At 65.7% G+C, this 20207-nt stretch carries 29 protein-coding genes and 1 tRNA gene; 18 read left to right on the top strand and 12 right to left on the bottom strand.

Annotation, left to right across the window (positions count from 1 at the left end; translation table 11 throughout):
* Positions 1–8 precede the first annotated feature (8 nt).
* Both SMAL_RS14280 and SMAL_RS14275 read right to left on the bottom strand, forming a co-directional pair.
* Entirely contained in the window at positions 9–272 is a 264-nt protein-coding gene (locus SMAL_RS14280; protein ID WP_012511696.1) for a hypothetical protein, read from the bottom strand.
* Positions 272–568: a hypothetical protein gene (locus tag SMAL_RS14275; protein WP_005410439.1), complete on the bottom strand. Its 297-nt coding sequence runs from the start codon at positions 566–568 to the stop codon at positions 272–274. The genes SMAL_RS14280 and SMAL_RS14275 overlap by 1 nt, the downstream gene beginning before the upstream one ends.
* 429 nt (positions 569–997) lie before the next feature.
* On the opposite strand from SMAL_RS14275, the gene thrS reads away from it, so the two are divergent.
* The 9 genes from thrS (at position 998) to SMAL_RS14230 (ending at position 8806) form a co-directional block, all read left to right on the top strand.
* Complete coding sequence (gene thrS / locus SMAL_RS14270; RefSeq protein ID WP_012511695.1) at positions 998–2899, top strand: threonine--tRNA ligase; 1902 nt, start codon at positions 998–1000, stop codon at positions 2897–2899.
* A 49-nt stretch (positions 2900–2948) separates the two neighbouring features.
* Complete coding sequence (infC, locus tag SMAL_RS14265; RefSeq protein ID WP_006380763.1) at positions 2949–3491, top strand: translation initiation factor IF-3; 543 nt, start codon at positions 2949–2951, stop codon at positions 3489–3491.
* Positions 3492–3775: 284 nt separating this feature from the next.
* Positions 3776–3973 (top strand): 50S ribosomal protein L35, encoded by a 198-nt coding sequence (gene rpmI / locus SMAL_RS14260; RefSeq protein WP_005410436.1) that lies wholly within the window; start codon positions 3776–3778, stop codon positions 3971–3973.
* An 11-nt stretch (positions 3974–3984) separates the two neighbouring features.
* Positions 3985–4344 carry a 50S ribosomal protein L20 gene (gene rplT / locus SMAL_RS14255; RefSeq protein WP_006380762.1) on the top strand — a complete coding sequence of 120 codons (360 nt, stop codon included), beginning with the start codon at positions 3985–3987 and terminating at the stop codon, positions 4342–4344.
* A gap of 192 nt (positions 4345–4536) precedes the next feature.
* Positions 4537–5532, top strand: a complete 996-nt coding sequence (locus SMAL_RS14250; protein ID WP_012511694.1) for a phenylalanine--tRNA ligase subunit alpha — start codon at positions 4537–4539, stop codon at positions 5530–5532.
* Positions 5533–5615: 83 nt separating this feature from the next.
* Entirely contained in the window at positions 5616–7997 is a 2382-nt protein-coding gene (gene pheT / locus SMAL_RS14245) for a phenylalanine--tRNA ligase subunit beta (protein WP_041864674.1), read from the top strand.
* A gap of 27 nt (positions 7998–8024) precedes the next feature.
* The gene (locus SMAL_RS14240) at positions 8025–8324 is read left to right on the top strand and encodes an integration host factor subunit alpha (RefSeq protein WP_005410432.1); all 300 of its coding nucleotides are present in this window, start codon (positions 8025–8027) and stop codon (positions 8322–8324) included.
* The gene (locus SMAL_RS14235) at positions 8305–8661 is read left to right on the top strand and encodes a MerR family transcriptional regulator (RefSeq protein WP_005410431.1); all 357 of its coding nucleotides are present in this window, start codon (positions 8305–8307) and stop codon (positions 8659–8661) included. Before SMAL_RS14240 ends, SMAL_RS14235 begins: the two co-directional genes overlap by 20 nt.
* Positions 8662–8729: 68 nt before the next feature.
* A tRNA-Pro gene (locus SMAL_RS14230) sits at positions 8730–8806 on the top strand.
* 65 nt (positions 8807–8871) lie between these two features.
* Here the strand turns inward: SMAL_RS14230 and SMAL_RS14225 are convergent.
* The 3 genes from SMAL_RS14225 to SMAL_RS14215 form a co-directional block, all read right to left on the bottom strand.
* A complete protein-coding gene (locus tag SMAL_RS14225; protein WP_006380566.1) occupies positions 8872–9312 on the bottom strand; it encodes a GNAT family N-acetyltransferase in 441 nt (146 codons plus the stop codon).
* Positions 9309–9662, bottom strand: coding sequence for a DUF6713 family protein (locus SMAL_RS14220; protein ID WP_006380564.1), 354 nt, complete (start codon positions 9660–9662; stop codon positions 9309–9311). Before SMAL_RS14220 ends, SMAL_RS14225 begins: the two co-directional genes overlap by 4 nt.
* An 86-nt stretch (positions 9663–9748) precedes the next feature.
* Positions 9749–10258: a DUF3011 domain-containing protein gene (locus SMAL_RS14215; protein WP_012511692.1), complete on the bottom strand. Its 510-nt coding sequence runs from the start codon at positions 10256–10258 to the stop codon at positions 9749–9751.
* Positions 10259–10499: 241 nt separating this feature from the next.
* On the opposite strand from SMAL_RS14215, the gene SMAL_RS14210 reads away from it, so the two are divergent.
* The gene (locus tag SMAL_RS14210) at positions 10500–10895 is read left to right on the top strand and encodes a hypothetical protein (protein WP_012511691.1); all 396 of its coding nucleotides are present in this window, start codon (positions 10500–10502) and stop codon (positions 10893–10895) included.
* A 24-nt stretch (positions 10896–10919) separates the two neighbouring features.
* Here the strand turns inward: SMAL_RS14210 and SMAL_RS14205 are convergent, their stop codons facing one another.
* On the bottom strand, positions 10920–11612 hold the full coding sequence (locus SMAL_RS14205) for an aspartate/glutamate racemase family protein (RefSeq protein ID WP_006380560.1): 693 nt from the start codon (positions 11610–11612) through the stop codon (positions 10920–10922).
* Positions 11613–11698: 86 nt separating this feature from the next.
* Between SMAL_RS14205 and SMAL_RS14200 the strand changes: the two genes are divergently transcribed.
* The 5 genes from SMAL_RS14200 (at position 11699) to SMAL_RS20880 (ending at position 14014) form a co-directional block, all read left to right on the top strand.
* Positions 11699–12010, top strand: a complete 312-nt coding sequence (locus tag SMAL_RS14200) for an ArsR/SmtB family transcription factor (RefSeq protein ID WP_012511690.1) — start codon at positions 11699–11701, stop codon at positions 12008–12010.
* Positions 12010–12360: an SRPBCC family protein gene (locus SMAL_RS14195; protein WP_012511689.1), complete on the top strand. Its 351-nt coding sequence runs from the start codon at positions 12010–12012 to the stop codon at positions 12358–12360. Before SMAL_RS14200 ends, SMAL_RS14195 begins: the two co-directional genes overlap by 1 nt.
* 37 nt (positions 12361–12397) lie before the next feature.
* The gene (locus SMAL_RS14190) at positions 12398–13006 is read left to right on the top strand and encodes an ATP-dependent Clp protease proteolytic subunit (protein ID WP_006380557.1); all 609 of its coding nucleotides are present in this window, start codon (positions 12398–12400) and stop codon (positions 13004–13006) included.
* Positions 13007–13104: 98 nt separating this feature from the next.
* Positions 13105–13746 carry a LysE family translocator gene (locus SMAL_RS14185; protein ID WP_012511688.1) on the top strand — a complete coding sequence of 214 codons (642 nt, stop codon included), beginning with the start codon at positions 13105–13107 and terminating at the stop codon, positions 13744–13746.
* Between the two features lie 94 nt (positions 13747–13840).
* Positions 13841–14014, top strand: coding sequence for a DUF1328 domain-containing protein (locus SMAL_RS20880; RefSeq protein ID WP_006380555.1), 174 nt, complete (start codon positions 13841–13843; stop codon positions 14012–14014).
* Positions 14015–14036: 22 nt separating this feature from the next.
* Here the strand turns inward: SMAL_RS20880 and SMAL_RS14175 are convergent, their stop codons facing one another.
* The 4 genes from SMAL_RS14175 to SMAL_RS14160 all read right to left on the bottom strand — a co-directional run bounded on the left by SMAL_RS14175 (position 14037) and on the right by SMAL_RS14160 (position 15571).
* Positions 14037–14369, bottom strand: coding sequence for an SMR family transporter (locus SMAL_RS14175; protein WP_012511687.1), 333 nt, complete (start codon positions 14367–14369; stop codon positions 14037–14039).
* A gap of 13 nt (positions 14370–14382) precedes the next feature.
* Positions 14383–14955 carry a TetR/AcrR family transcriptional regulator gene (locus tag SMAL_RS14170; protein WP_012511686.1) on the bottom strand — a complete coding sequence of 191 codons (573 nt, stop codon included), beginning with the start codon at positions 14953–14955 and terminating at the stop codon, positions 14383–14385.
* A gap of 85 nt (positions 14956–15040) precedes the next feature.
* On the bottom strand, positions 15041–15274 hold the full coding sequence (locus tag SMAL_RS14165) for a DUF1653 domain-containing protein (protein ID WP_012511685.1): 234 nt from the start codon (positions 15272–15274) through the stop codon (positions 15041–15043).
* A gap of 12 nt (positions 15275–15286) precedes the next feature.
* Entirely contained in the window at positions 15287–15571 is a 285-nt protein-coding gene (locus SMAL_RS14160; RefSeq protein WP_012511684.1) for a hypothetical protein, read from the bottom strand.
* 397 nt (positions 15572–15968) lie between these two features.
* Here SMAL_RS14160 and SMAL_RS14155 point away from each other — a divergent pair, with 397 nt between their 5' ends.
* The 3 genes from SMAL_RS14155 to SMAL_RS14145 all read left to right on the top strand — a co-directional run bounded on the left by SMAL_RS14155 (position 15969) and on the right by SMAL_RS14145 (position 17236).
* Complete coding sequence (locus SMAL_RS14155) at positions 15969–16172, top strand: hypothetical protein (RefSeq protein ID WP_012511682.1); 204 nt, start codon at positions 15969–15971, stop codon at positions 16170–16172.
* A 133-nt stretch (positions 16173–16305) separates the two neighbouring features.
* Positions 16306–16866, top strand: a complete 561-nt coding sequence (locus tag SMAL_RS14150; protein ID WP_012511681.1) for a DUF3011 domain-containing protein — start codon at positions 16306–16308, stop codon at positions 16864–16866.
* A gap of 166 nt (positions 16867–17032) precedes the next feature.
* The gene (locus SMAL_RS14145; protein WP_005417823.1) at positions 17033–17236 is read left to right on the top strand and encodes a hypothetical protein; all 204 of its coding nucleotides are present in this window, start codon (positions 17033–17035) and stop codon (positions 17234–17236) included.
* 71 nt (positions 17237–17307) lie between these two features.
* Here SMAL_RS14145 and dxs read toward each other — a convergent pair whose 3' ends face one another.
* Complete coding sequence (dxs, locus tag SMAL_RS14140) at positions 17308–19215, bottom strand: 1-deoxy-D-xylulose-5-phosphate synthase (protein ID WP_041864673.1); 1908 nt, start codon at positions 19213–19215, stop codon at positions 17308–17310.
* A gap of 105 nt (positions 19216–19320) precedes the next feature.
* On the bottom strand, positions 19321–19986 hold the full coding sequence (locus SMAL_RS14135) for an HNH endonuclease (protein WP_006380400.1): 666 nt from the start codon (positions 19984–19986) through the stop codon (positions 19321–19323).
* Between the last annotated feature and the right edge of the window lie 221 nt (positions 19987–20207).

The following is a 20207-nucleotide window of genomic DNA, read 5'->3' as shown; positions in this document are numbered from 1 at the left end:
GGCGGGTCTCATTGCACCGCGCCGGTGAGGCGCAGCAGCGCGAGCACGGCGAAGCCGGCGGCGCCACTGCCCGCCAGCACCAGCCAGGCGCGCAGCGCGCTGCGGAAACTGAACGCCCACAGGGCGGCCAGCATCCACAGCGGGATGAAGGTGATCAGGCTGGGCACCAGCGCGTTCTGCCATGGCCCGGGCGGCAACCAGGTCACCAGTCCGGTCGCGGCGGCGGCCAGGAGGAAGCCGGCCACGATGCCGGCGAAGGCGCGCGGCCACATCACGGCGACTCCGTGCCGGGGCGATGCCAGGCGGCCAGTGCCGGCAGCAGCATCGCCGCCAGCATCCAGGTGCACAGCATCGCCACCAGGCCGGCGGCAAAACCGAGCTCGGCCATCCACAGCCACAGCGCGGCAGCGGCGGCGACCAGGCCGATCTGCCGCCCGAGGCGGCCGGCACGGCGCAGGCGCGGCCAGCGGCAGTGTGGCGAGGCGGCATAGAACGCCAGCGCCGAGAACATCGCCGCCAGCATGCCCAGGCTGCAGAAGCCGAGCGTGGAAAGGCCGACGGTGATCATTGCGCGCGACCTGCGCGGCTGCAGGCTGGCGAACGCGGGGCACGGGCGGGGCCGGCGGGAGCCGGTCGGAGCGGGTGGCGCATCACGGGGTCCTGGGGGAAAGCGGGCAGGCTGGCACGGGGCGACCTGCGCCGACATGGTAATCATTGCAATTTGACGCCGCCAGCGAAGCCCATTCAGCGGGCCGTATGGTAGCCCTTGGGCTTTCCCGTGCGCTGGTTTAAGATCATTGTTGAATCCTCACTGGAACAAGGTGGCCCGCGCCCAGCGCCGGCCGAGCGTGCGACATGAGCACTACCACCGCCCACTGTTGACCTGCCCCCGAAGGCCCGAGTTCCCGGCGCCCTCGCGGCGCTTTTTTATTGCCCGGGCGCTGGCCCGGAACCGCTTTCCAGCCCGCCCGCGCGGGCCCCGCACGAAGCCACTGCGATGATCAACATTACTCTTCCCGACGGCAGCCGCCGCGAATTCGAAAACCCCGTCAGCGTCATGGACGTTGCCCAGTCGATCGGTGCCGGCCTGGCCAAGGCCACCATCGCCGGTTCGGTCGATGGCGTGCTGGTCGATGCCAGCGACGTCATCGACCACGATGCCAGCCTGCGCATCATCACTGCCAAGGACGAGGAGGGCGTGGAGATCATCCGCCACTCCAGCGCCCATCTGGTTGGCCATGCGGTCAAGCAGCTGTACCCGGACGTGAAGATGGTGATCGGCCCGGTGATTGCCGAGGGCTTCTACTACGACATCTACTCCGAGCGCCCGTTCACCCCGGAAGACATGGCGGCGATCGAGAAGCGCATGGGCGAGCTGATCGCCCAGGACTACGACGTCATCAAGAAGGTGACGCCGCGCGCCGAAGTGATCGAGATCTTCAAGGCCCGTGGCGAGGACTACAAGCTGCGCCTGATCGAGGACATGTCCGACGACATCCAGGCCATGGGCATGTACTACCACCAGGAGTACGTGGACATGTGCCGTGGCCCGCACGTGCCGAACACGCGCTTCCTGAAGGCCTTCAAGCTGACCCGCATCTCTGGTGCCTACTGGCGTGGTGACGCGCAGAACGAACAGCTGCAGCGCATCTACGGCACTGCCTGGGCCGACAAGAAGCAGCTCGAGGCGTACATCAAGCGCATCGAAGAAGCGGAAATGCGCGATCACCGCCGCATCGGCAAGCAGCAGGACCTGTTCCACCTGCAGGAAGAGGCACCGGGCCTGGTGTTCTGGCACCCGAAGGGCTGGGCGCTGTGGCAGGTGGTCGAGCAGTACATGCGCAAGGTCTACCGCAAGACCGGCTACGGCGAAGTGCGCTGCCCGCAGATCCTGGACGTGAGCCTGTGGCAGAAATCCGGTCACTGGGACAACTACCAGGACGCGATGTTCTTCACCGAATCGGAGAAGCGTACCTATGCGCTCAAGCCGATGAACTGCCCCGGCCACGTGCAGGTGTTCAATCAGGGCCTGCACAGCTACCGCGATCTGCCGATCCGTTACGGTGAGTTCGGTGCCTGCCACCGCAACGAGCCGTCCGGCGCGCTGCACGGCATCCTGCGCGTGCGTGGCTTCACCCAGGACGACGGCCACGTGTTCTGCACCGAGAACCAGGTCGAGGCGGAAGTGACCGCGTTCCACCAGCAGGCGCTGGCGGTTTACCAGCACTTCGGCTTCGATGAGATCCAGGTCAAGATCGCGCTGCGCCCGGAATCGCGCCTGGGCGATGACGCAACCTGGGACAAGGCCGAGGGCGCGCTGCGCTCGGCCCTGTCCAGCAACGGCGTGGAGTGGCAGGAGCTGCCGGGCGAGGGCGCTTTCTATGGCCCGAAGATCGAGTACCACCTGAAGGACGCCATCGGCCGTACCTGGCAGCTGGGCACGATGCAGGTCGACTTCATGATGCCCGGCCGCCTCGGCGCCGAGTACGTGGACGAGAACAGCCAGAAGAAGCACCCGGTCATGCTGCACCGGGCCATCGTCGGCTCGATGGAGCGCTTCCTGGGCATCCTGATCGAGCACCATGCCGGCCAGTTCCCGGCCTGGCTGGCTCCGACCCAGGTGGTGGTGGCCAATATCACCGACGCCCAGGCTGAATACGTCTCGGACGTGACCAAAACCCTTGCGGATCAAGGCTTCCGCGTCAGCGCGGATTTGCGTAACGAGAAGATCGGCTATAAGATTCGCGAGCACACGCTGCAGCGCGTGCCGTACCTGCTGGTCATTGGTGACCGCGAGAAGGAAAACGGCGCTGTGGCGGTGCGTACGCGTTCTGGCGAAGATCTCGGCAGCATGAGCCTCCAGGCCTTCATCGAGCGGCTCCAGGCCGAGGGCGCGTAAGCAAAGGTCCGGCCCGTGCGCATTGGCGCCCGGGCCGGGTTCGACACCCTTGGGAGATCGCAATATCAGTACCCCTGACAACAAACAGAACCGCAAGAATCAGGAAATCCGTGTGCCGCGCGTCCGCGTGATCGGCAGCGACGGAGAAATGATCGGCGTGTTGACGCGTGACGAAGCGTTGTCCATGGCCGAAGATGAAGGCCTGGACCTGGTCGAGATCCAGCCGCAGGCCGACCCGCCGGTCTGCAAGATCATGGACTTCGGCAAGTTCAAGTTCGAAGCGCAGAAGAAGGCCAGCGAGGCCAAGAAGAAGACCAAGCAGGTCGAGATCAAGGAAGTGAAGTTCCGTCCGGTCACGGACGAGGGCGACTACCAGATCAAGCTGCGCAAGATGCGCGGTTTCCTTGAAGAAGGCGACAAGATCAAGGTCAACATCCGTTTCCGTGGCCGTGAAATGAGCCACCAGGAACTGGGTCGCGAAATGGCCAACCGGATCGAGACCGATCTGGGCGAGGACATCGTCATTGAATCCCGTCCGCGCCTGGAAGGGCGTCAGATGGTGATGATGATCGCGCCGAAGAAGAAGACCTGAGGCCTGACGGGCTGCCTTCCGGGGCGCCTGGCGGCTGAATGGAAAGGTGAAAGGACGCCGCTGGCGTCCTTTTGCCTTTGTGCGGGCGGCACGGCCGCCGGCGATGTGAAGACGGGCGTGAAAAGGGCAGCAGGGGCTGGTGATGGTCCCGATTTGCCTGTATCATGCCCGGCTCGACCCACCCAGGACGGGTCGTACGCCGATCATGGCAGGATGGAAAGAGCGGCCCAGGCCGCCGCCAGATCAGTCAGAAACCAGGGTCATATCCCATCAAGGACATTGCAATGCCCAAGATCAAGACCAACCGGGCAGCGGCCAAGCGTTTCCGCAAGACCGCCTCGGGCAAGTACAAGTGCGGCCACGCCAACCGTAGCCACATCCTCACGAAGAAAGCGACCAAGCGTAAGCGTAATCTGCGTCAGACGGGCCATGTCCGTGCAGAAGACGCCGGCCGTCTGGACCGCATGCTCCCTTACCTCTGAGGAACTGAAAAATGGCACGAGTTAAGCGTGGCGTACAGGCGCGTCGCCGCCACAAGAAAATTCTGGATCTCGCCAAGGGCTATTACAACGCCCGTCGCAAGGTCTTCCGCGTTGCCAAGCAGGCGGTCATCAAGGCACAGCAGTACGCCTACATCGGCCGTAAGCAGAAGAAGCGCAACTTCCGTTCGCTGTGGATCACCCGCATCAATGCGGCTGCCCGCATCAATGGTCTGAGCTACAGCCGCTTCATGAACGGTCTGCTGAAGGCCGGCATCACCCTGGATCGCAAGGTCCTGGCTGACATCGCCGTGCACGACGCAGCCGGCTTTACCGCACTGGCCGAAAAGGCCAAGGGCGCGCTGGCGGCATAAGTCCTTCCCGATGCCGTAACCGTTCCTCGGAACGGTGTCAGGTCAAGGCAATGCATGGGGAAGGGCGCAAGTCCTTCCCCATTCTTTTTTGGGTCCCGGCGTGGCCACAGCGGCAGCGCGGGGACGGCGGTGGCGACAGGGGTCGGCCCTTCGCGTATCGCGATGGCAGATCGACTGGAGTTCCGGCCCCCCATGAGCGACATCCAATCCCTCACCACCCAGGCGCTGGCCGATGTGGCCGCCGCACAGAGCCCCGACGTGCTGGAACAGCTGCGCGTGGCCCTGCTTGGCAAGAGCGGCAGCATCACTTCGCAGCTCAAGCAGCTCGGCGCGTTGCCGGCTGACGAGCGCAAGGCTGCCGGTGAAGCCATCAACCAGGCCCGCGACGCGCTGAGTCACGCGCTGGGCGAGCGTAAGGCGGTATTGGAAGACGCCGCACTGGACGCGCGCCTGGCCGCCGAATCGATCGACATCACCCTGCCGGGCCGCAGCGCCGAGCGCGCTGGCCTGCATCCGATCACCCGCACCCTTGAGCGCATCACCGGCATCTTCGGCCGGCTGGGCTACGAGCTGTCGGAAGGGCCTGAGATCGAGGATGACTGGCACAACTTCGAGGCGCTGAACTTCCCGCCGCACCACCCGGCGCGCGCCATGCACGACACCTTCTACTTTGGTGACGGCCGTCTGCTGCGCACGCACACCTCCGGTGTGCAGGTGCGCTATATGGGCGACCACGCACCGCCGCTACGCATGATTGCCGCCGGCAAGGTGTACCGCAGCGACAGCGACCAGACCCATTCGCCGATGTTCCACCAGGTGGAAGGCCTGCTGGTCGATGAGCATTCGACCTTCGCCGACCTGAAGGGCACGCTGGCCGAGTTCGTGCGCGCGTTCTTCGAGCGCGATTTCGAAATGCGTTTCCGCCCCAGCTACTTCCCGTTCGTTGAACCCGGCGCGGAAGTGGACATCGCCTGGCAGCAGCCCGATGGCAGCACCCGCTGGCTGGAAGTGCTCGGCTGCGGCATGGTCCATCCGAACGTGCTGCGCAACGTCGGCATCGATCCGGAGCGCTACACCGGCTTTGCCTTCGGCATGGGCGTGGAGCGCTTCGCGATGCTGCGCTATGGCGTCAACGACCTGCGCGCGTTCTTCGAGAACGACGTGCGCTTCCTGAAACAGTTCGCGTAAACCACCAGGTAGCGCCGGGCCATGCCCGGCGGACTCAACAACGCAGGCCCAGGCGCATGCGCCGGGCCCACCAGGGTGACACCATGAAATTCTCCGAAAACTGGCTGCGCAGCCACGTCCCGACCACTGCATCGCGCGAAGAACTGAGCGCGGTGCTGACCGCCATCGGCCTGGAAGTGGAAGAAGTGACCGCGCTGGGCGAGGGCCTCGAGCACGTGGTCGTGGCACGCATCGTCGAAGCCGTACGCCATCCGGAAGCCGACCGCCTGCAGGTGTGCAGGGTCGATGCCGGGCAGGGTGAGCTGCTGCAGATCGTCTGCGGTGCGCCGAATGCGCGCCCGGGCCTGGTTGCGCCGCTGGCAATGGTCGGTGCGCAGATCGGTGAGCTGAAGATCAAGCCGGCCAAGCTGCGCGGCGTCGAGTCCAACGGCATGCTGTGCTCGGCCAAGGAGCTGGGCCTGGACAACGATGCCTCCGGCCTGCTGGAACTGCCGGACGACGCCCCGGTCGGCCAGACCCTGGTCGAGTACCTGGGCCTGCCGGACGCCAGCATCGAGATCAAGCTGACCCCGAACCGCGCCGACTGCTTCAGCCTGCGCGGTATCGCCTACGACGTCGCCGCGGCCACCCGCAGCGACGTGCTGGATTTCACCGCCGAGGCGATTCCCGCCGTCGGCAGCCATGAGCTGGCCATCCAGCTCGATGCCGGCGCCGAGGCGCCGCGCTACCTTGGTCGTGTCATCGAAGGCGTCAACGCCGCCGCCAGGACGCCGCTGTGGATGGCCGAGCGCCTGCGCCGCAGTGGCGTGCGCCCGGTCTCGCTGCTGGTCGACATCACCCAGTACGTGATGCTGGAGCTGGGCCAGCCGATGCACGCCTATGACCTGGGCACCCTGCAGGGCAGCATTGCCGTGCGCCGTTCGCGCGCAGGTGAAAGCCTGAAGCTGCTGGACGGCCGCGATGCCGCGCTGGACGACAGCTTCCTGGTGGTCACCGACGCCGATCGTGCGGTCGGTCTGGCCGGCCTGATGGGCGGCTTCGATACCCGAGTCACCGATACCACCACCGCCGTGTTCCTGGAGGCCGCGCACTTCGCGCCGGCCGCGATCATGGGCCGTGGCCGCAAGCTGGGCCTGCACACCGATGCCGGCCACCGCTTCGAGCGCGGTGTCGACCCGGCACTGCCGCGCACCGCCATCGAATACGCCACCCGCCTGGTGCTGGACCTTGCCGGCGGTACCCCGGCGCCGGTCACCGAAGCCGTGCGCGCCGACGACCTGCCGAAGCCGGCGACGATCATGCTGCGTCGCGCCCGCATCACCCGCGTGCTCGGCATCACCATCGAAGACGCTGAGGTCGAGCGCATCCTGCGTGCGCTGGGCATGGACGTGAGCGCGACGGCCGATGGCTGGCAGGTGGCCGCGCCGAGCCGCCGTTTCGACATCGCCATCGAGGAAGACCTGATCGAAGAACTGGCGCGCATCCACGGTTACGAGCAGATCCCGACCACGCTGCCGGGCGGTGCCTCGCGCGTGGCGATGCCGAGCGAGACCCAGCTGGACGCGCTGAGCGTGCGTCGTCAGCTGATCGCCCGTGATCAGCAGGAAACCGTCAACTTCGCCTTCGTCGACGATGCGCTGCTGACCCAGTGGCGGCTGCGCGACAGCCTGGTGCCGCTGGCCAACCCGCTGTCGGCCGAACTGGCAGTGATGCGTCCGTCGCTGCTGCCGGGCCTGGTCGCCACGCTCGGTCGCAACGCCGCCCGCCAGCTGGGTCGCGTGCGCCTGTTCGAGATCGGCCGCGTGTTCGCCCAGCAGGTTGGTGATGGCCAGCCGGCACCGCTGGAAACCCCGCGCGTGGCCGCTGCGGTCTGCGGTGAAGCGCAGGCGGTGCAGTGGGGCCTGCCGACCCGCAAGGTCGATTTCCATGACCTGAAGGGCGACCTGGAATCGCTGGCCGCCGCCAGTGGCGCGGTCCTGGAGTTCCGCCCCTCGGACCGTGCCTACGGTCACCCGGCGCGTTCGGCCGAGGTGTTCCGCGACGGCGTGGCGATCGGCTGGATCGGCCAGATCCACCCGCGCCTGGCCAAGGCGATGGACATCGAAGCCGACGTCTATGCCTTTGAACTGGACCTGGAGCCGCTGTCCGCCCGCCGCCTGCCGCGTGCCGGCGAGCTGTCGCGCTTCCCCGCAGTGCGCCGCGACCTGGCGTTCCTGGTGCCTGAGCAGGTGGCCTGGGCCGAGCTGGCGGCGACTGTCCGCCAGGCTGCCGGTCCACTGCTGCGCGACCTGAACCTGTTCGACCGCTATGTCGGGCAGGGCGTCGAGCCGGGATTCAAGAGTCTCGCTATGGGCTTGATTTTGCAGGACAAGTCGCGCACTCTGACGGACCGCGACGTGGATGCGGTAGTGGCCGAGGCGGTCACTGCCATCGAGCGTGAACACCACGCCCGGATCCGCGGCTGAGCGGGCAGCACTCGGGGGTAGCAGGCAATGGCATTGACCAAGGCGGAGATGGCGGAAAAGCTGTTCGACGAAGTCGGTCTGAACAAGCGGGAAGCCAAGGAATTCGTCGACGCGTTTTTCGATGTGCTGCGTGAAGCATTGGAACAGGGACGTCAGGTGAAGCTGTCGGGCTTCGGCAATTTCGATCTGCGGCGCAAGAACCAGCGCCCGGGTCGCAACCCCAAGACCGGCGAGGAAATTCCGATTTCCGCCCGTACGGTGGTCACCTTCCGTCCGGGCCAGAAGCTCAAGGAGAGGGTGGAAGCTTATGCTGGATCCGGGCAGTAACCGCGAACTACCGCCGATCCCGGCCAAGCGCTACTTCACCATCGGTGAGGTCAGCGAGCTGTGCGACGTCAAGCCGCACGTCCTGCGCTACTGGGAAACCGAGTTTCCCAGCCTTGAGCCGGCCAAGCGCCGAGGCAACCGCCGCTACTACCAGCGCCACGACGTGCTGATGGTGCGGCAGATCCGCAGCCTGCTGTACGAACAGGGCTACACCATCGGTGGTGCACGCCTGCGTCTGGATGGCCCCGATGCCCGCGAGGAATCGGCGCTGAGCAACCAGATCATCAAGCAGGTGCGCATGGAGCTGGAAGAAGTGCTGCAGTTGCTGCGTCGCTGACCCCATTTCCCTTGTAATCCGCTATACTTCACGGCCCGCCGCACTGGCGGGCACATCGCAGCATCAGTCGGGGCGTAGCGCAGCCTGGTAGCGCATCTGCCTGGGGGGCAGAGGGTCGTCGGTTCGAATCCGGCCGTCCCGACCACTGTGATGAATCAAGAAGCCTGCGCAGCGATGCGTGGGCTTTTTTGTGCGTGCGATGTGTCCGGCTCATGCGCCTGCGAAGCGATAGATCAGTTCCGGGTCGCCTTCGTCCAATCCGTGCACGATGCCGCTGTCGATGAAGCCACTGGCATCCAGCAGGCGCTGCATGCCGATGTTGGAGGCATTGGTCGAGGTGAACAGTTTGCGCCGGCCATGCAGTGCGATGGCCTGGCGCAGCAGTGCGGTACCGATGCCTTGGCCGCGCTGTGCGTGCGCCACCATCAGCATTTCGATGAAGGCTTCGCCGAAGAAGTGGTGATGAATGACCAGGTAGCCGACGGCCCTGCCGTTCTGCTCGGCAACCTGCACGCCGCCGCGTGCCAGCCAGTCGCCGATCTGCAGGGCCCGGCCTGGATCGATGGCCGCCACGCTGTCGAGCGCGATCAAGGCATTGGCGTCCTGGATGCTGCCGTCACGCAGGTGTGGGAAGTGGGAAGTCCGGTTCATCGCGGGCGCAGCTTCAGCAACAGGCCGCCACCCGACATAAAGCAGGCGAGCAGTATGGCGATCGACAGCGGCAGATCGAATTCATTGCGGCCGAGCAGGGCAAACGCCAGATGGACCAGTGCCGTGCCAATGCCGAGCGCGCCACACACCAGTGCATAGCCGCGTGCCGTGGATGTGCCCAGCAGGATCTGGCGATAACCCCAAAGCACAGCGCCGACAGCGAACAGGTTGAACAGCAGGAAGCCCTGGATGCCACCGGGGACATGGAACATGGCCCATTCCTGCCAGAACGCAGCGTCGATCTGATGCAGGATCAACGCCAGCAGCGTCGCCAGATACCATCGTTCCATGTCGTGCTCCCTGCCATGCGGGCCATAGTCTATCGGCTCCGCCTTGCACGCACGCCTACTCGTTGCAGCCAGCGCGTGCTCGGCAGTCAATACACCCGGAACTCGGCCCGGCAGCCGTCGCTGACCCACACACCGCGGCGGTCCCAGCCCCAGTTGCGGTCCTCGATGCAGGCCGTCACCGACTTCTGCTTGACCAGGCGCACCTCGTGGCGCACACGGATACGGCATTCCTTGTCCTTCTTTTCGTAGGACTCGCAGACCAGGCGCTCGCCATCATCGTCACGGTTCCGGCCGCGGCCCGGCCAGCGTCCGCGCCCATAGCCGTCGGCGACGAACTCGGCGCGGCAGCCGTCGGTCACCCACAGCATGCGACGGCTCTGGCCCCAGTTCCTGTCCTCGACGCAGCGGGTGACCGAGAGCTGCTTTGCCAGGCGCACGCGGCCCTCGATCGGGCACTGCTGGGTCTTGTTGAACTGGGATTCGCAGCGCAGCACGGGAATGTGATCGGCGTCGTAGTCCTGGGCGGCCACGGCAGTAGCGGCCAACAACAGGGCAAGGGCGGTGCCGGCGATCGGCAGCAGCAGGCGATGGGTCATGGGGAGCCTCGGGTGGGGAACGGGCGGCAAGAATGGCCCAGCCCGGGGCTGCCGGAACGGATCGTTCCGGCGATGGCTCAGTGGGGATTTAGTAGTGCGCACGAGCCCATGCAGGGGCTTACATCCCGTATCATCGCTGCACATCCGATCGCATCGGGTTACACCTTCTTACATGTCTCCCACGCCTGTCGGCACAGCCTGTGGCTGTCGTCACTGGCGTGCGGGCGACCTGCGGAGGACGATGCGCGGACCACGACGACCACAGGGGGTTGCGTTGATCAGCAGTACCGTCATTCATCGCTCGGCCGACGCAGGTGGCGCCGAGGTGCGAGTCCTGGACACCACGTTCAAGGGCAAGCATGTGTTCATTGCCTGGGGCCTGCGCGGGCCGGAACTGACCCGCAGCGCGGACCCGGCTGCCACCGTGGCCGCACGCAAGGCGCTGCACGCGGTTGCCGGCCACAGCGAGGGGCCGCGCAGCCCGGAAGTGTTCATCGCCAACCAGTCAGCGGTGGCGATCACGGTCTATCGCCTGCTTACCGAGGCGCGCTCCGGCGATGCCATCTTCTTCCTGTGCGATTCACAGGCGGTGGTCGAGTGGCTGATCACCGCGCTGGAAGTGCAGGGCGCGGACTGATTCCGCGCTGCATCGCAGGCAGGATCAGGCCAGTGCCGCGTCCACCGCGGCCCGCGCATGCAGGGTGGTGGTGTCGAACAGCGGCACTGCGCTGTCCTCGTCGCGCACCAGCAGCATGATCTCGGTGCAGCCGAGGATGATCGCTTCGGCACCGCGTTCGACCAGGCGTGCGATCACGTCGACATAGACCTGTCGCGAGCGATCACTGACCACGCCGGCGATCAGTTCCTGGTAGATGATGTCGTGCACGCTGCGACGATCATCGGCATCTGGGACCAGTACCTCCAGGCCGAAGCGATCCTGCAGCCGGCCGCGGTAGAAGTCCTGTTCCATGGTGAAGGCGGTGCCGAGCAGGCCCACTCTGCGCATGCCCGACTGCACGATGGCCTGAGCGGTGGGGTCGGCGATATGCAGCAGCGGCAGTGGGCAGACCGCCTCGATGCGGTCGGCCAGCTTGTGCATGGTGTTGGTGCAGATCAACAGCAGATCGGCGCCACCGGCCTGCAGGCGCCGTGCAGCGTCGGCCATATGGTCGCCCAGCGCATTCCAGTCGCCTTCATGCTGCAGCTGCTTGATGTCGGCGAAGTCCACCGACCACAGCAGCAGCTGCGCCGAATGTGCGCCACCGAGGCGCTGCCGCACGTCCTCGTTGATGAGCCGGTAATACTGAGCCGAGCTTTCCCAGCTCATGCCGCCGATCAGGCCAAGGGTCTTCATGCACAGCTCCATGCCGGGGAGCCGTCATTGCAGCACAGCCGATGCGGGAGTTGCACTACACATTAGTAGTTGCTAATGTGTTGGTCATGATCGAGAACGCTCTGTTCAAGGCGCTGGCCGACCCCACCCGCCGCCACATCTTCGAAAAGCTGGCCGGGGGCGGGCAGCATGCCAGCGCGCTGCGCGAGGGCATGGCGATCAGTCAGTCTGCGATGTCCCAGCACCTGGCGGTGCTGCGCGATGCCGGGCTGGTGAGCGAACAGCGCCAGGGCCGCTTCGTCCACTACGAGGTCGATCCGCGCGGGCTGGCGCACATCGGCAACTGGCTGCAGCGCTACCGGGCCTACTGGCCCGCGCGGATGGATGCCTTGCAGGATCTGCTGAAGGAGATGGACTGATGGACGATGTTCTGCACGAAGCGGCTCCCGCGTTGGTGATGGAGCAGTGGCTGCCAGCGCCATCGGAACGGGTCTGGCGCGCACTGTTCGATCCGGCGCTGCGTGAGCGCTGGTTGCCGGCGGCCGATCTTGCCGATCCGCAGCCTTGCCTGTGCGAGGAGGGGCGGGAGCTGGGGTTCCACCTGCGCGATGCGCAGCCCCCGCATCTGCACAGCCTGGTGTGTTTCCGGCTGCGCGCGGATGACGGTGGGGGGACGGTGCTGACCATCGTGCATCGGCTCACCGACCTGCGCGCGCTGCTGCCGTTGGCCGCCAACGACGATCATCGCACCATGATGCGCGCGGCCTGAGGCGGCGCCTGGATCGAACGCTACAGGGAGCAGGCACATGCGGGACAGAATGCAGCTGATACCGATGGTGGTGGAACGCAGCGAGCGCGGTGAGCGCTCCTATGACATCTACTCGCGGCTCCTGCGTGAGCGCATCATCTTTCTCAACGGCGAAGTCGATGACACTGTGTCGGCGCTGGTCTGCGCGCAGCTGCTGTTCCTGGAATCGGAAAACCCGGAGAAGCCGATCCATCTGTACATCAACTCGCCGGGTGGGGTGATCTCCAGCGGCCTGGCGATGTACGACACCATGCAATACATCTCGGCCCCGGTGCATACGCTGTGCATGGGCACCGCGCGGTCGATGGGTTCGTTCCTGTTGATGGCCGGCGAGCCCGGTCACCGCGCGGCGTTGGCCAATGCCAGCCTGCATGTGCATCAGCCGCTGGGCGGGGTGCAGGGCCAGGCGTCGGACATCTTCATCCACGCCGAGGAAATGCAGCGCACCAAGCAGCGCATCACCCGGCTGTATGCGCAGCATTGCGGACGCAGTGTCGAGGAGGTCGAGCAGACCCTGGACCGCGATCGTTTCATGAGTGCCGAGCAGGCATGCGAATGGGGCTTGATCGACCAGGTACTGTTACGGCGCGACGCGCTCGCGGCCTGAGCCTGCCTCTGTAACCACCGCATCCATGCTGCGCTGTGTGTGCCGCGCCAGGCCGGCGCACTCTATGCTGGTGGGATCTTCTGAAGTGGATGTCCGATATGGCCCTGCATACCTGGTGGTGGTTCCTCGCCACGGTGTTCGTTCTGTGTGGTACGCCGGGGCCGAACATGCTGCATATCCTCGGTCGCAGCGTCGGGCTCGGCTTTCGCGGCAGCGTGCCGGCGATGGCTGGCTGCCTGCTGGCGATGCTGCTGGTGCTGGCGGCCTCCGCAGCAGGCCTGAGTGCGCTGCTGCATTCCTCGCCGATGCTGTTTGAGGTGCTGCGCTATCTTGGCGTGGCCTATCTGGCCTGGCTGGGTCTAAAGGCATGGCGTGACAGTTGCCGGCCGGCACCACCGGTGACGGTCGATGCCGCGCTGCCGATTGCGGCGTCGCTGGGCGCGTGGAGGGTGTTCCGTGGTGGCCTTCTGGTGGGCCTGAGCAATCCCAAGCTGCTGCTGTTCGCTGCGGCGTTCCTGCCGCAGTTCGTCGACCCGTCGCGTGGCCAGGCGCTGCAGTACAGCGTGCTGGTTGCCACCTTCGCTGCCTGCGAGTTGTTCTGGTACGTGATGTATGCCGCCGGTGGCCATGGCCTGCGCCGTTGGTTGGCCAAACCTTTCGCGCGGCGCTGGTTCGAGCGGCTGGTGGGCAGCGTGTTCCTGGCCTTCGCGGTGGCCCTGCTGCGTTTCCGCCCGCGCTGATTCACGCCGCGCACGCGGCCTGTTCACGACTGCCGCATCGGCTACGCCCTAGCCTGATCATCCAGTACGCAGTCCCCACGGGGAAAGGTTTGACATGATCAAGTGGGCCATCATCTTCGCCATCATCGGCGTCATTGCGGGCGTGCTCGGCTTCGGCGGCATTGCTGGCGCCGCGGTCGGCATCGCCAAGTTCCTGTTCTGGGCCGGCATCATCATCGCCGTGGTGCTGTTCCTGCTCGGCATGACCGTAGCGAAGAAGGTCAGCTAGCGTTGACCGCGCAGCAGTGTGCTCAGTGTGCGCTGCTGTGCGAGAAAAGGTTGATCACCAGCACGCCGGCACAGATCAGCCCGATGCCGATCAGCGCCGGTGCATCCAGGCGCTGCTTGAAGACTACCAGCCCGATCAGCGAGATCAGCACGATGCCGACACCGGACCAGATCGCATAGGCGATGCCGGTCGGGATCGACTTCATCGTCACTGACAGCAGGTAGAAGCACAGGCCGTAACCGACCAATGCGCCTAGTGTCGGTGCCAGACGGCTCATGCCATCGGACGCCTTCAGCAGCGAGGTGGCGATCACTTCCAGCACGATCGCAGCGGCGAGATAGGCGTAGGGGTTCATTACAGGCTCCGGCTCACAACGGGTCGCACAGCTTCAGGGCCTGCTCGGCCATGGCCAGGGCGTTGAGGCGCTCCTCTTCATCCAGCGGCCGGCCATAGGCGGTGGCCCAGTAGCCGTCGGCGGCACAGCGCGCGGCATACAACCGTGCGTCGTTGGCTTCGTCAGGGAATTCGGCCAGCATCGCGCGCTTCCAGGTGCGCCAGTGCGCCAGCAGGGCCGGCTCCATCAGATTGCCGAGGGTCAGGCCGATGTCGTTGTCTTCTTCCTGCTGCAGCAAGTGCTCGAAGTTGGCCTGCACATAGGCACGGCTGAAGCAGCCATGGCCAGGTGCGTTCTGCAGCAGCAGGGCGCGCACGCGTGCTTCGAATTCGCCAATAAGTGCGCCGATGGCTTCATCCACCAGTGCCTGCTTGCTGCTGAAATGATGGAACAGCGCACCCTTGCTGACACCGGCGGCCTGCGCGACGTCCTGCACGGTCAGCGCGGGCAGGCCATGACGGCCGATCACTTCAATGGTTGCCTGCAGCAATGACTGGCGCACGCTGTCGGGCGCCTTGCGGCGCGAACGGGAGGGGGATGCGGACATGGCGGGAAGAAACCGACTGGACGGTACGATTGTAACGCAGGCCTGGTGCTGCGTCGGGCTGCCGGCCGTGGCCGGCAGCATCGGGTCAATCGTCGATCCGCGCAAATCGGGGTTGCGGACCGTGTTCGCCGGGCACCTGTTCGACGAACATCGGGAACGGCCGTACCCACAGGCCACCCTGACCATAGAGGGCGCGATACAGCACCAGCGGCTCCAGCGTCTCGCTGCTGCGGACGATGTCGATCACTTCGTACTCGCCGCCCTTGAAATGGCGGTAGCGACCCGGTGCGAGGGTCGGCAGTGGGCCCAGCTCAGCCATGGTGCCCGCAGCTCACTTGCGGGCCGGATTGGCCGGCTTCGCGCAGTACGCATCAATGGCCTCGGCGGTATTGGCCAGGCCCTGGGCTTGTGCCAGTTCCCACGGACGCTCGCAGCGCTGGCTGTGTTCGCACCACTGGTAGCCGGCCGAGCCGATGCAGCCGTGGGCGTCGCGGTCACCGCCGACCATCGGTGTGGCCGGCGCAGCCGCTGCCGCGTCAGCGCGCGCAGCTGCCTTGTCCTGGCTCGCGCAGGCGGTCAGGAGCATCAGGAGGGGAATCAGGAGAAACGCTTTCATCGGGCCGGCTCCGTGCCTAAAGCGACAGTGTCTGTCGCAAATAACCCTTCAGCAAGCGCTCTCTACACGACGGCGCGGATCAGTTCCTCGATCAGCACCAGATAGCAAGCCACGAAGTAGAACTTCAGAAGCGTTGAACGCTGCTGGAAAAAGAAGGTGCGCATGTGGAAGGGGCCCCTGTTGGTGACAGTAGTGTGAAGCCGTGCTGACTCCGTGACAAGGATCACGAAATGAATTCGGTAAACGGACTCAGCGATGTGAGGGCAGGGGGGGGGCCGACCGAATGACGAGGCATTTTCGTACAAATCTGATAGGCCTCTCCTGAGGCGCTGGCTAGCCTGACGGGGTACTGGCGGCGGAACCCGCCGACGAATCTTCGAACCCACAGGAGCCTTCCATGGTCTTTACTGTCCGATGCAACACCCAGCACTGGTCCGTGCTGGACCCGCACGCGGATGATGCCGCCCGCTATGCGCGCGGTGCCGACGCGTTCGACGCCGCCGCCGCACTGGCGCTGGAGCACCACCGTCGTACCGGCCAGCCCAGCCGGGTACGGGTCGAGGCGCTCGGAAATGCCGTGGACGCGCTCATCGTCGGGTGACGCGCTGCCGACGGTGGCGCGGTCAGCCACGGTTGGGTTGTTTGAATGGGGAAAGAACCGTCGTTGCACGCCCCCTGTGCGCCGCGTCGGGAATCACTGATGCTTGCGCCATCGTATTCATCTGGAGATATCGATGGGCAAGGCACTCCCCTGGCGCACCCTGGCCTGCACCCTGTTGCCGATGCTGGCAGCCGCCGGTGGCGCACGGGCACAGAGCTATGGCTACGGTTATGACGATGATCGCTATGGCGGTCGCGAAGGCAGCGGCATCGTGCGCTGCGAGTCGATCAAGAACCGCAGCAATGAGTGCCGCCTGGAAGGCCGGGCGCGGATGATCCGCCAGTTGTCGGGTTCGCCGTGTGTCGAGGGTGAGACCTGGGGGCAGTCGCGCTACGGGGTCTGGGTCACCCAGGGCTGCCGTGCCGAGTTTGTCGGTGAATACCGCCGCGGTGGTGGCTGGGGCAATGGGGGCGGTTGGGGTAATGGCAACGGCAACGGTTGGGGTGGTGGCGAGGTCGTCACCTGTCATTCCAACGGCCACCGCCAGGAGTACTGCGAAGCCCGCATCCGCCGTGGCGTGCGCATGGTCCGCCAGGATTCGCGCAGCGCCTGCATCGAAGGCCAGACCTGGGGTTGGGACCGTCGCGGCATCTGGGTCAGCAACGGCTGCCGGGCGCAGTTCCAGGTGAACTGAGCGTCCCCCTCGAAAATCAGAATAATCTGATACAGCTCACATTTTGAACAACGTATCTTCTGCGATCAGGGCGCCCTCGGGTGTCCCTGATCTGCAACGACAGTCCGTGCCGGTATCGGCTCGGTCGTACGCCAACGTCGATACGCTGCCTCAAGGAGTGAGCCGCATGTTGATCCGCCTGCAATGCGAACAGCGCCAATGGCGCGTGCTGCACCCGGACAGGCCGGAGCCGATCGAGTTCCGCGATGGCGCCCGTGCCTACGATTTCGCCGAAACCCTCGCACGCCTGCACTTTGTCGATACCGGGCAGCGTGCGGCGGTGCGCGTGGAGGCCAGTGGTGCCTTCGTGGAGGCGGTCAGCTACGGCTGACGGCCGGGGCGCGTTTTCGGGGTTCCGCCATCCACGCATGGCGTGGATCCACTGGGTGGTGCTGACCGGCCTCAGCCGGCCGCGCTCAGCGGCGGGGTGCCGGTTGCCAGTTGCGGCCAGCGCTTGAGCACTGCCGCGCGGATGCCGGCGGCATCAATACCGGCTTCAGCCAGCAGGTCCTCGCGGCTGGCGTGGTGCTGGTAGCTGTCGGGCAGGCCCAGGTGCAGGATCGGGCGCAGCACGCCCTCGGCATTGAGCAGCTCGCCGACACCGGAACCGGCACCACCGGCCACCACGTTGTCTTCGATCGTCACCAGGCCCTCGTGCTGGGCGGCGACAGCCAGCACCAGCTCGCGGTCAAGCGGCTTGATGAAGCGCATGTTGACCACGCTCAGGCCCAGTTCGCGGCCGACCTGTTCGGCCGCGGCGACGGTGCTGCCGAAGGCCAGCAGGGCAATACGGCTGCCCTGCAGGCGCAGCTCGCCCTTGCCGATCGGCAGCGTGGACAGGTCGCTGCCGGCGGCCACGCCGGTGCCGGTACCACGCGGGTAGCGCACGGCGGCCGGGCCCGGGTGCTGCAGGCCGGTGCTGAGCATCTGCCGGCACTCGGCTTCATTGGACGGTGCCATCACCACCAGGTTCGGCACGCAGCGCAGGAAGCTCAGGTCGAGGTTGCCGGCGTGGGTTGCGCCGTCCGGGCCGACCACGCCGGCGCGATCGATCGCAAACAGCACGTCCAGGTCCTGGATCGCCACGTCGTGCACCAGCTGGTCGTACGCGCGCTGCAGGAAGGTGGAATAGATCGCCACCACCGGCTTGCCACCCTGGGTAGCCATGCCGGCGGCGAGGGTAACCGCGTGCTGCTCGGCGATCGCCACGTCGAAATAGCGCTGCGGGTATTCCTTGCTGAAACGCACCAGGCCGGAGCCTTCGCGCATCGCCGGGGTGATGCCGTACAGGTGCGGCTCGACGGCGGCGGCATCGCACAGCCAGTCGCTGAATACATCGGTGTAGGTCGGCTTCTTGGCACCGGCCTTGGCTACCAGCCCCTTGTCCGGATCGAACGGGCCCACCGCGTGGTAACCGATCTGGTCGCCTTCGGCCGGCTCGTAGCCCTTGCCCTTGGTGGTCATCACGTGCAGCAGCTTCGGGCCCTTGGAGGCGCGCAGCGTCTTCAGCGCGGACAGCAGCGCCGGCAGGTCATGGCCGTCGATCGGGCCGGTGTAGTGGAAGCCCATTTCCTCGAACATCGTGGACGGAACGAACATGCCCTTCCAGTGTTCTTCCCAGCGCTTCACGAAGCGCGCGGGATTGTTCTTCTTGTCGCCCAGGATCTTCTTGCCGCCTTCGCGCAGTGCGTTGAGCGTGCGGCTGCCGGTGGCGCGGCCCAGCATCTTGGTCAGGCCGCCAACCGCTTCGGAGATCGACATGTTGTTGTCGTTGAGGATCACCAGCAGGTTCGGCTCGGGCTCCATGCCACCGGCGTGCATCAGCGCCTCGAACGCCATGCCGGCGGTCATCGCGCCGTCACCGATCACCGCCACGACCTTGCGGTCGTCGCCTTCGGACTGGCGGGCGATGGCCATGCCGAGCGCGGCCGAGATCGAGGTCGAAGAGTGGCCAACGCCGAAGGTGTCGTATTCGCTTTCCTCGCGCTTCGGGAACGGCGCGACGCCGTCCTTCTGCTTGACGGTATGGATCTCGTCGCGGCGACCGGTCAGGATCTTGTGCGGATAGGTCTGGTGACCGACGTCCCAGACCAGCTGATCGACCGGGGTCTGGTACAGGTAGTGCAGGGCCACGGTGAGTTCGATCACGCCCAGGCCGGCGGCGAAGTGGCCGCCGCTCTTGCCCACCGATTCGATCAGGTAGGCGCGCAGTTCATCGGCGACCGCCGTCAATTCGGATTCGTCGAACGTGCGCAGGTCATCCGGTGTCTGGATGCGCGCGAGGCGGGGATAGCGGGCAGAGTCGATCATCATGTTCGCACTTGTTCTGAACGCCCATTTTCGCCCTCAAACGGGGGTGGGGCAAGCAAACGCCGCCGTCCGTGACAGGACGGTGAGGGTTGCATTTTCGGCGATTCAGGTGCTCAGTTTTGACCGCTTGGGCAATTGCGCCTTCAGGAAGGCCATCTGGTCGGCCAGGATGTTGCGGTTGGACAGGATCAGGTGCTCGATCCAGCTGGGCCGGTAGGGCACCGCCAGCAGTGGCATGCCGGCCTGCTGGGGCGTGCGGTCGCTCTTGCGCGAGTTGCAGTGGAAGCAGGCGGTGACCACGTTTTCCCAGCAGTCCAGGCCACCCTTGGACAGCGGCATGACGTGGTCGCGGGTAAGCGTGGGGCGGCCGAACTGCTGGCCGCAGTACATGCACAGGTGGGCGTCGCGGGCGAACAGGGCCGGGTTGGTCAGGTTCGGTGTGGGGTCGATCGCACGGGAGCGGGCATGGCCACGCGCGGCGATGATCGGGTGCAGGTCCATCCCGCTCTGCAGGCCGCTGAAGCGGTTGATGCCGCCGTGGATGTGCAGGCAGGGATCGCCGAGCGTCCAGGCCACCGCTTCGCGGGCGTAGAGGCAGGCAGCATCCTGCCAGGTGATCCAGTCCAGTACGCGTCCGTGGGCATCAAGCGAGAGCAGCCGGACCGAACCGGGGCGATGCAGCGTCGTGGCGTTGGGCGATGCTTCGGCGCCCGGAGCAGAAATCGGGGCTCCGGCTTCGATCAGACCCAAGCGTGTAGTGTCTGTCTCCATCGGGAGAACAGCTTATACCTGAATCATTGCGATTTGGGTATCGCCTGGAGGGCGATACCCAAATCGCAAGATTCAGGTCCGCGCATTCCTCCTATCCCCCGCACCTGTCGGTGCGCCCCCCCTTAACAAAGGGGGGGCTTTTCTCCAGATGGATTTCGGTGGTTTCCATCCACGCGTGGCGTGGATCTACGGCAGATCGCGGGGGACTGTCAGAGGCGGGG

The organism is Stenotrophomonas maltophilia R551-3, from assembly GCF_000020665.1.
In the GTDB taxonomy this organism is placed as follows: domain Bacteria; phylum Pseudomonadota; class Gammaproteobacteria; order Xanthomonadales; family Xanthomonadaceae; genus Stenotrophomonas; species Stenotrophomonas maltophilia_L.
The sequence above is the reverse complement of the archived record's forward strand: the minus strand, read 5'-3'. Positions and strand labels throughout refer to the sequence as shown.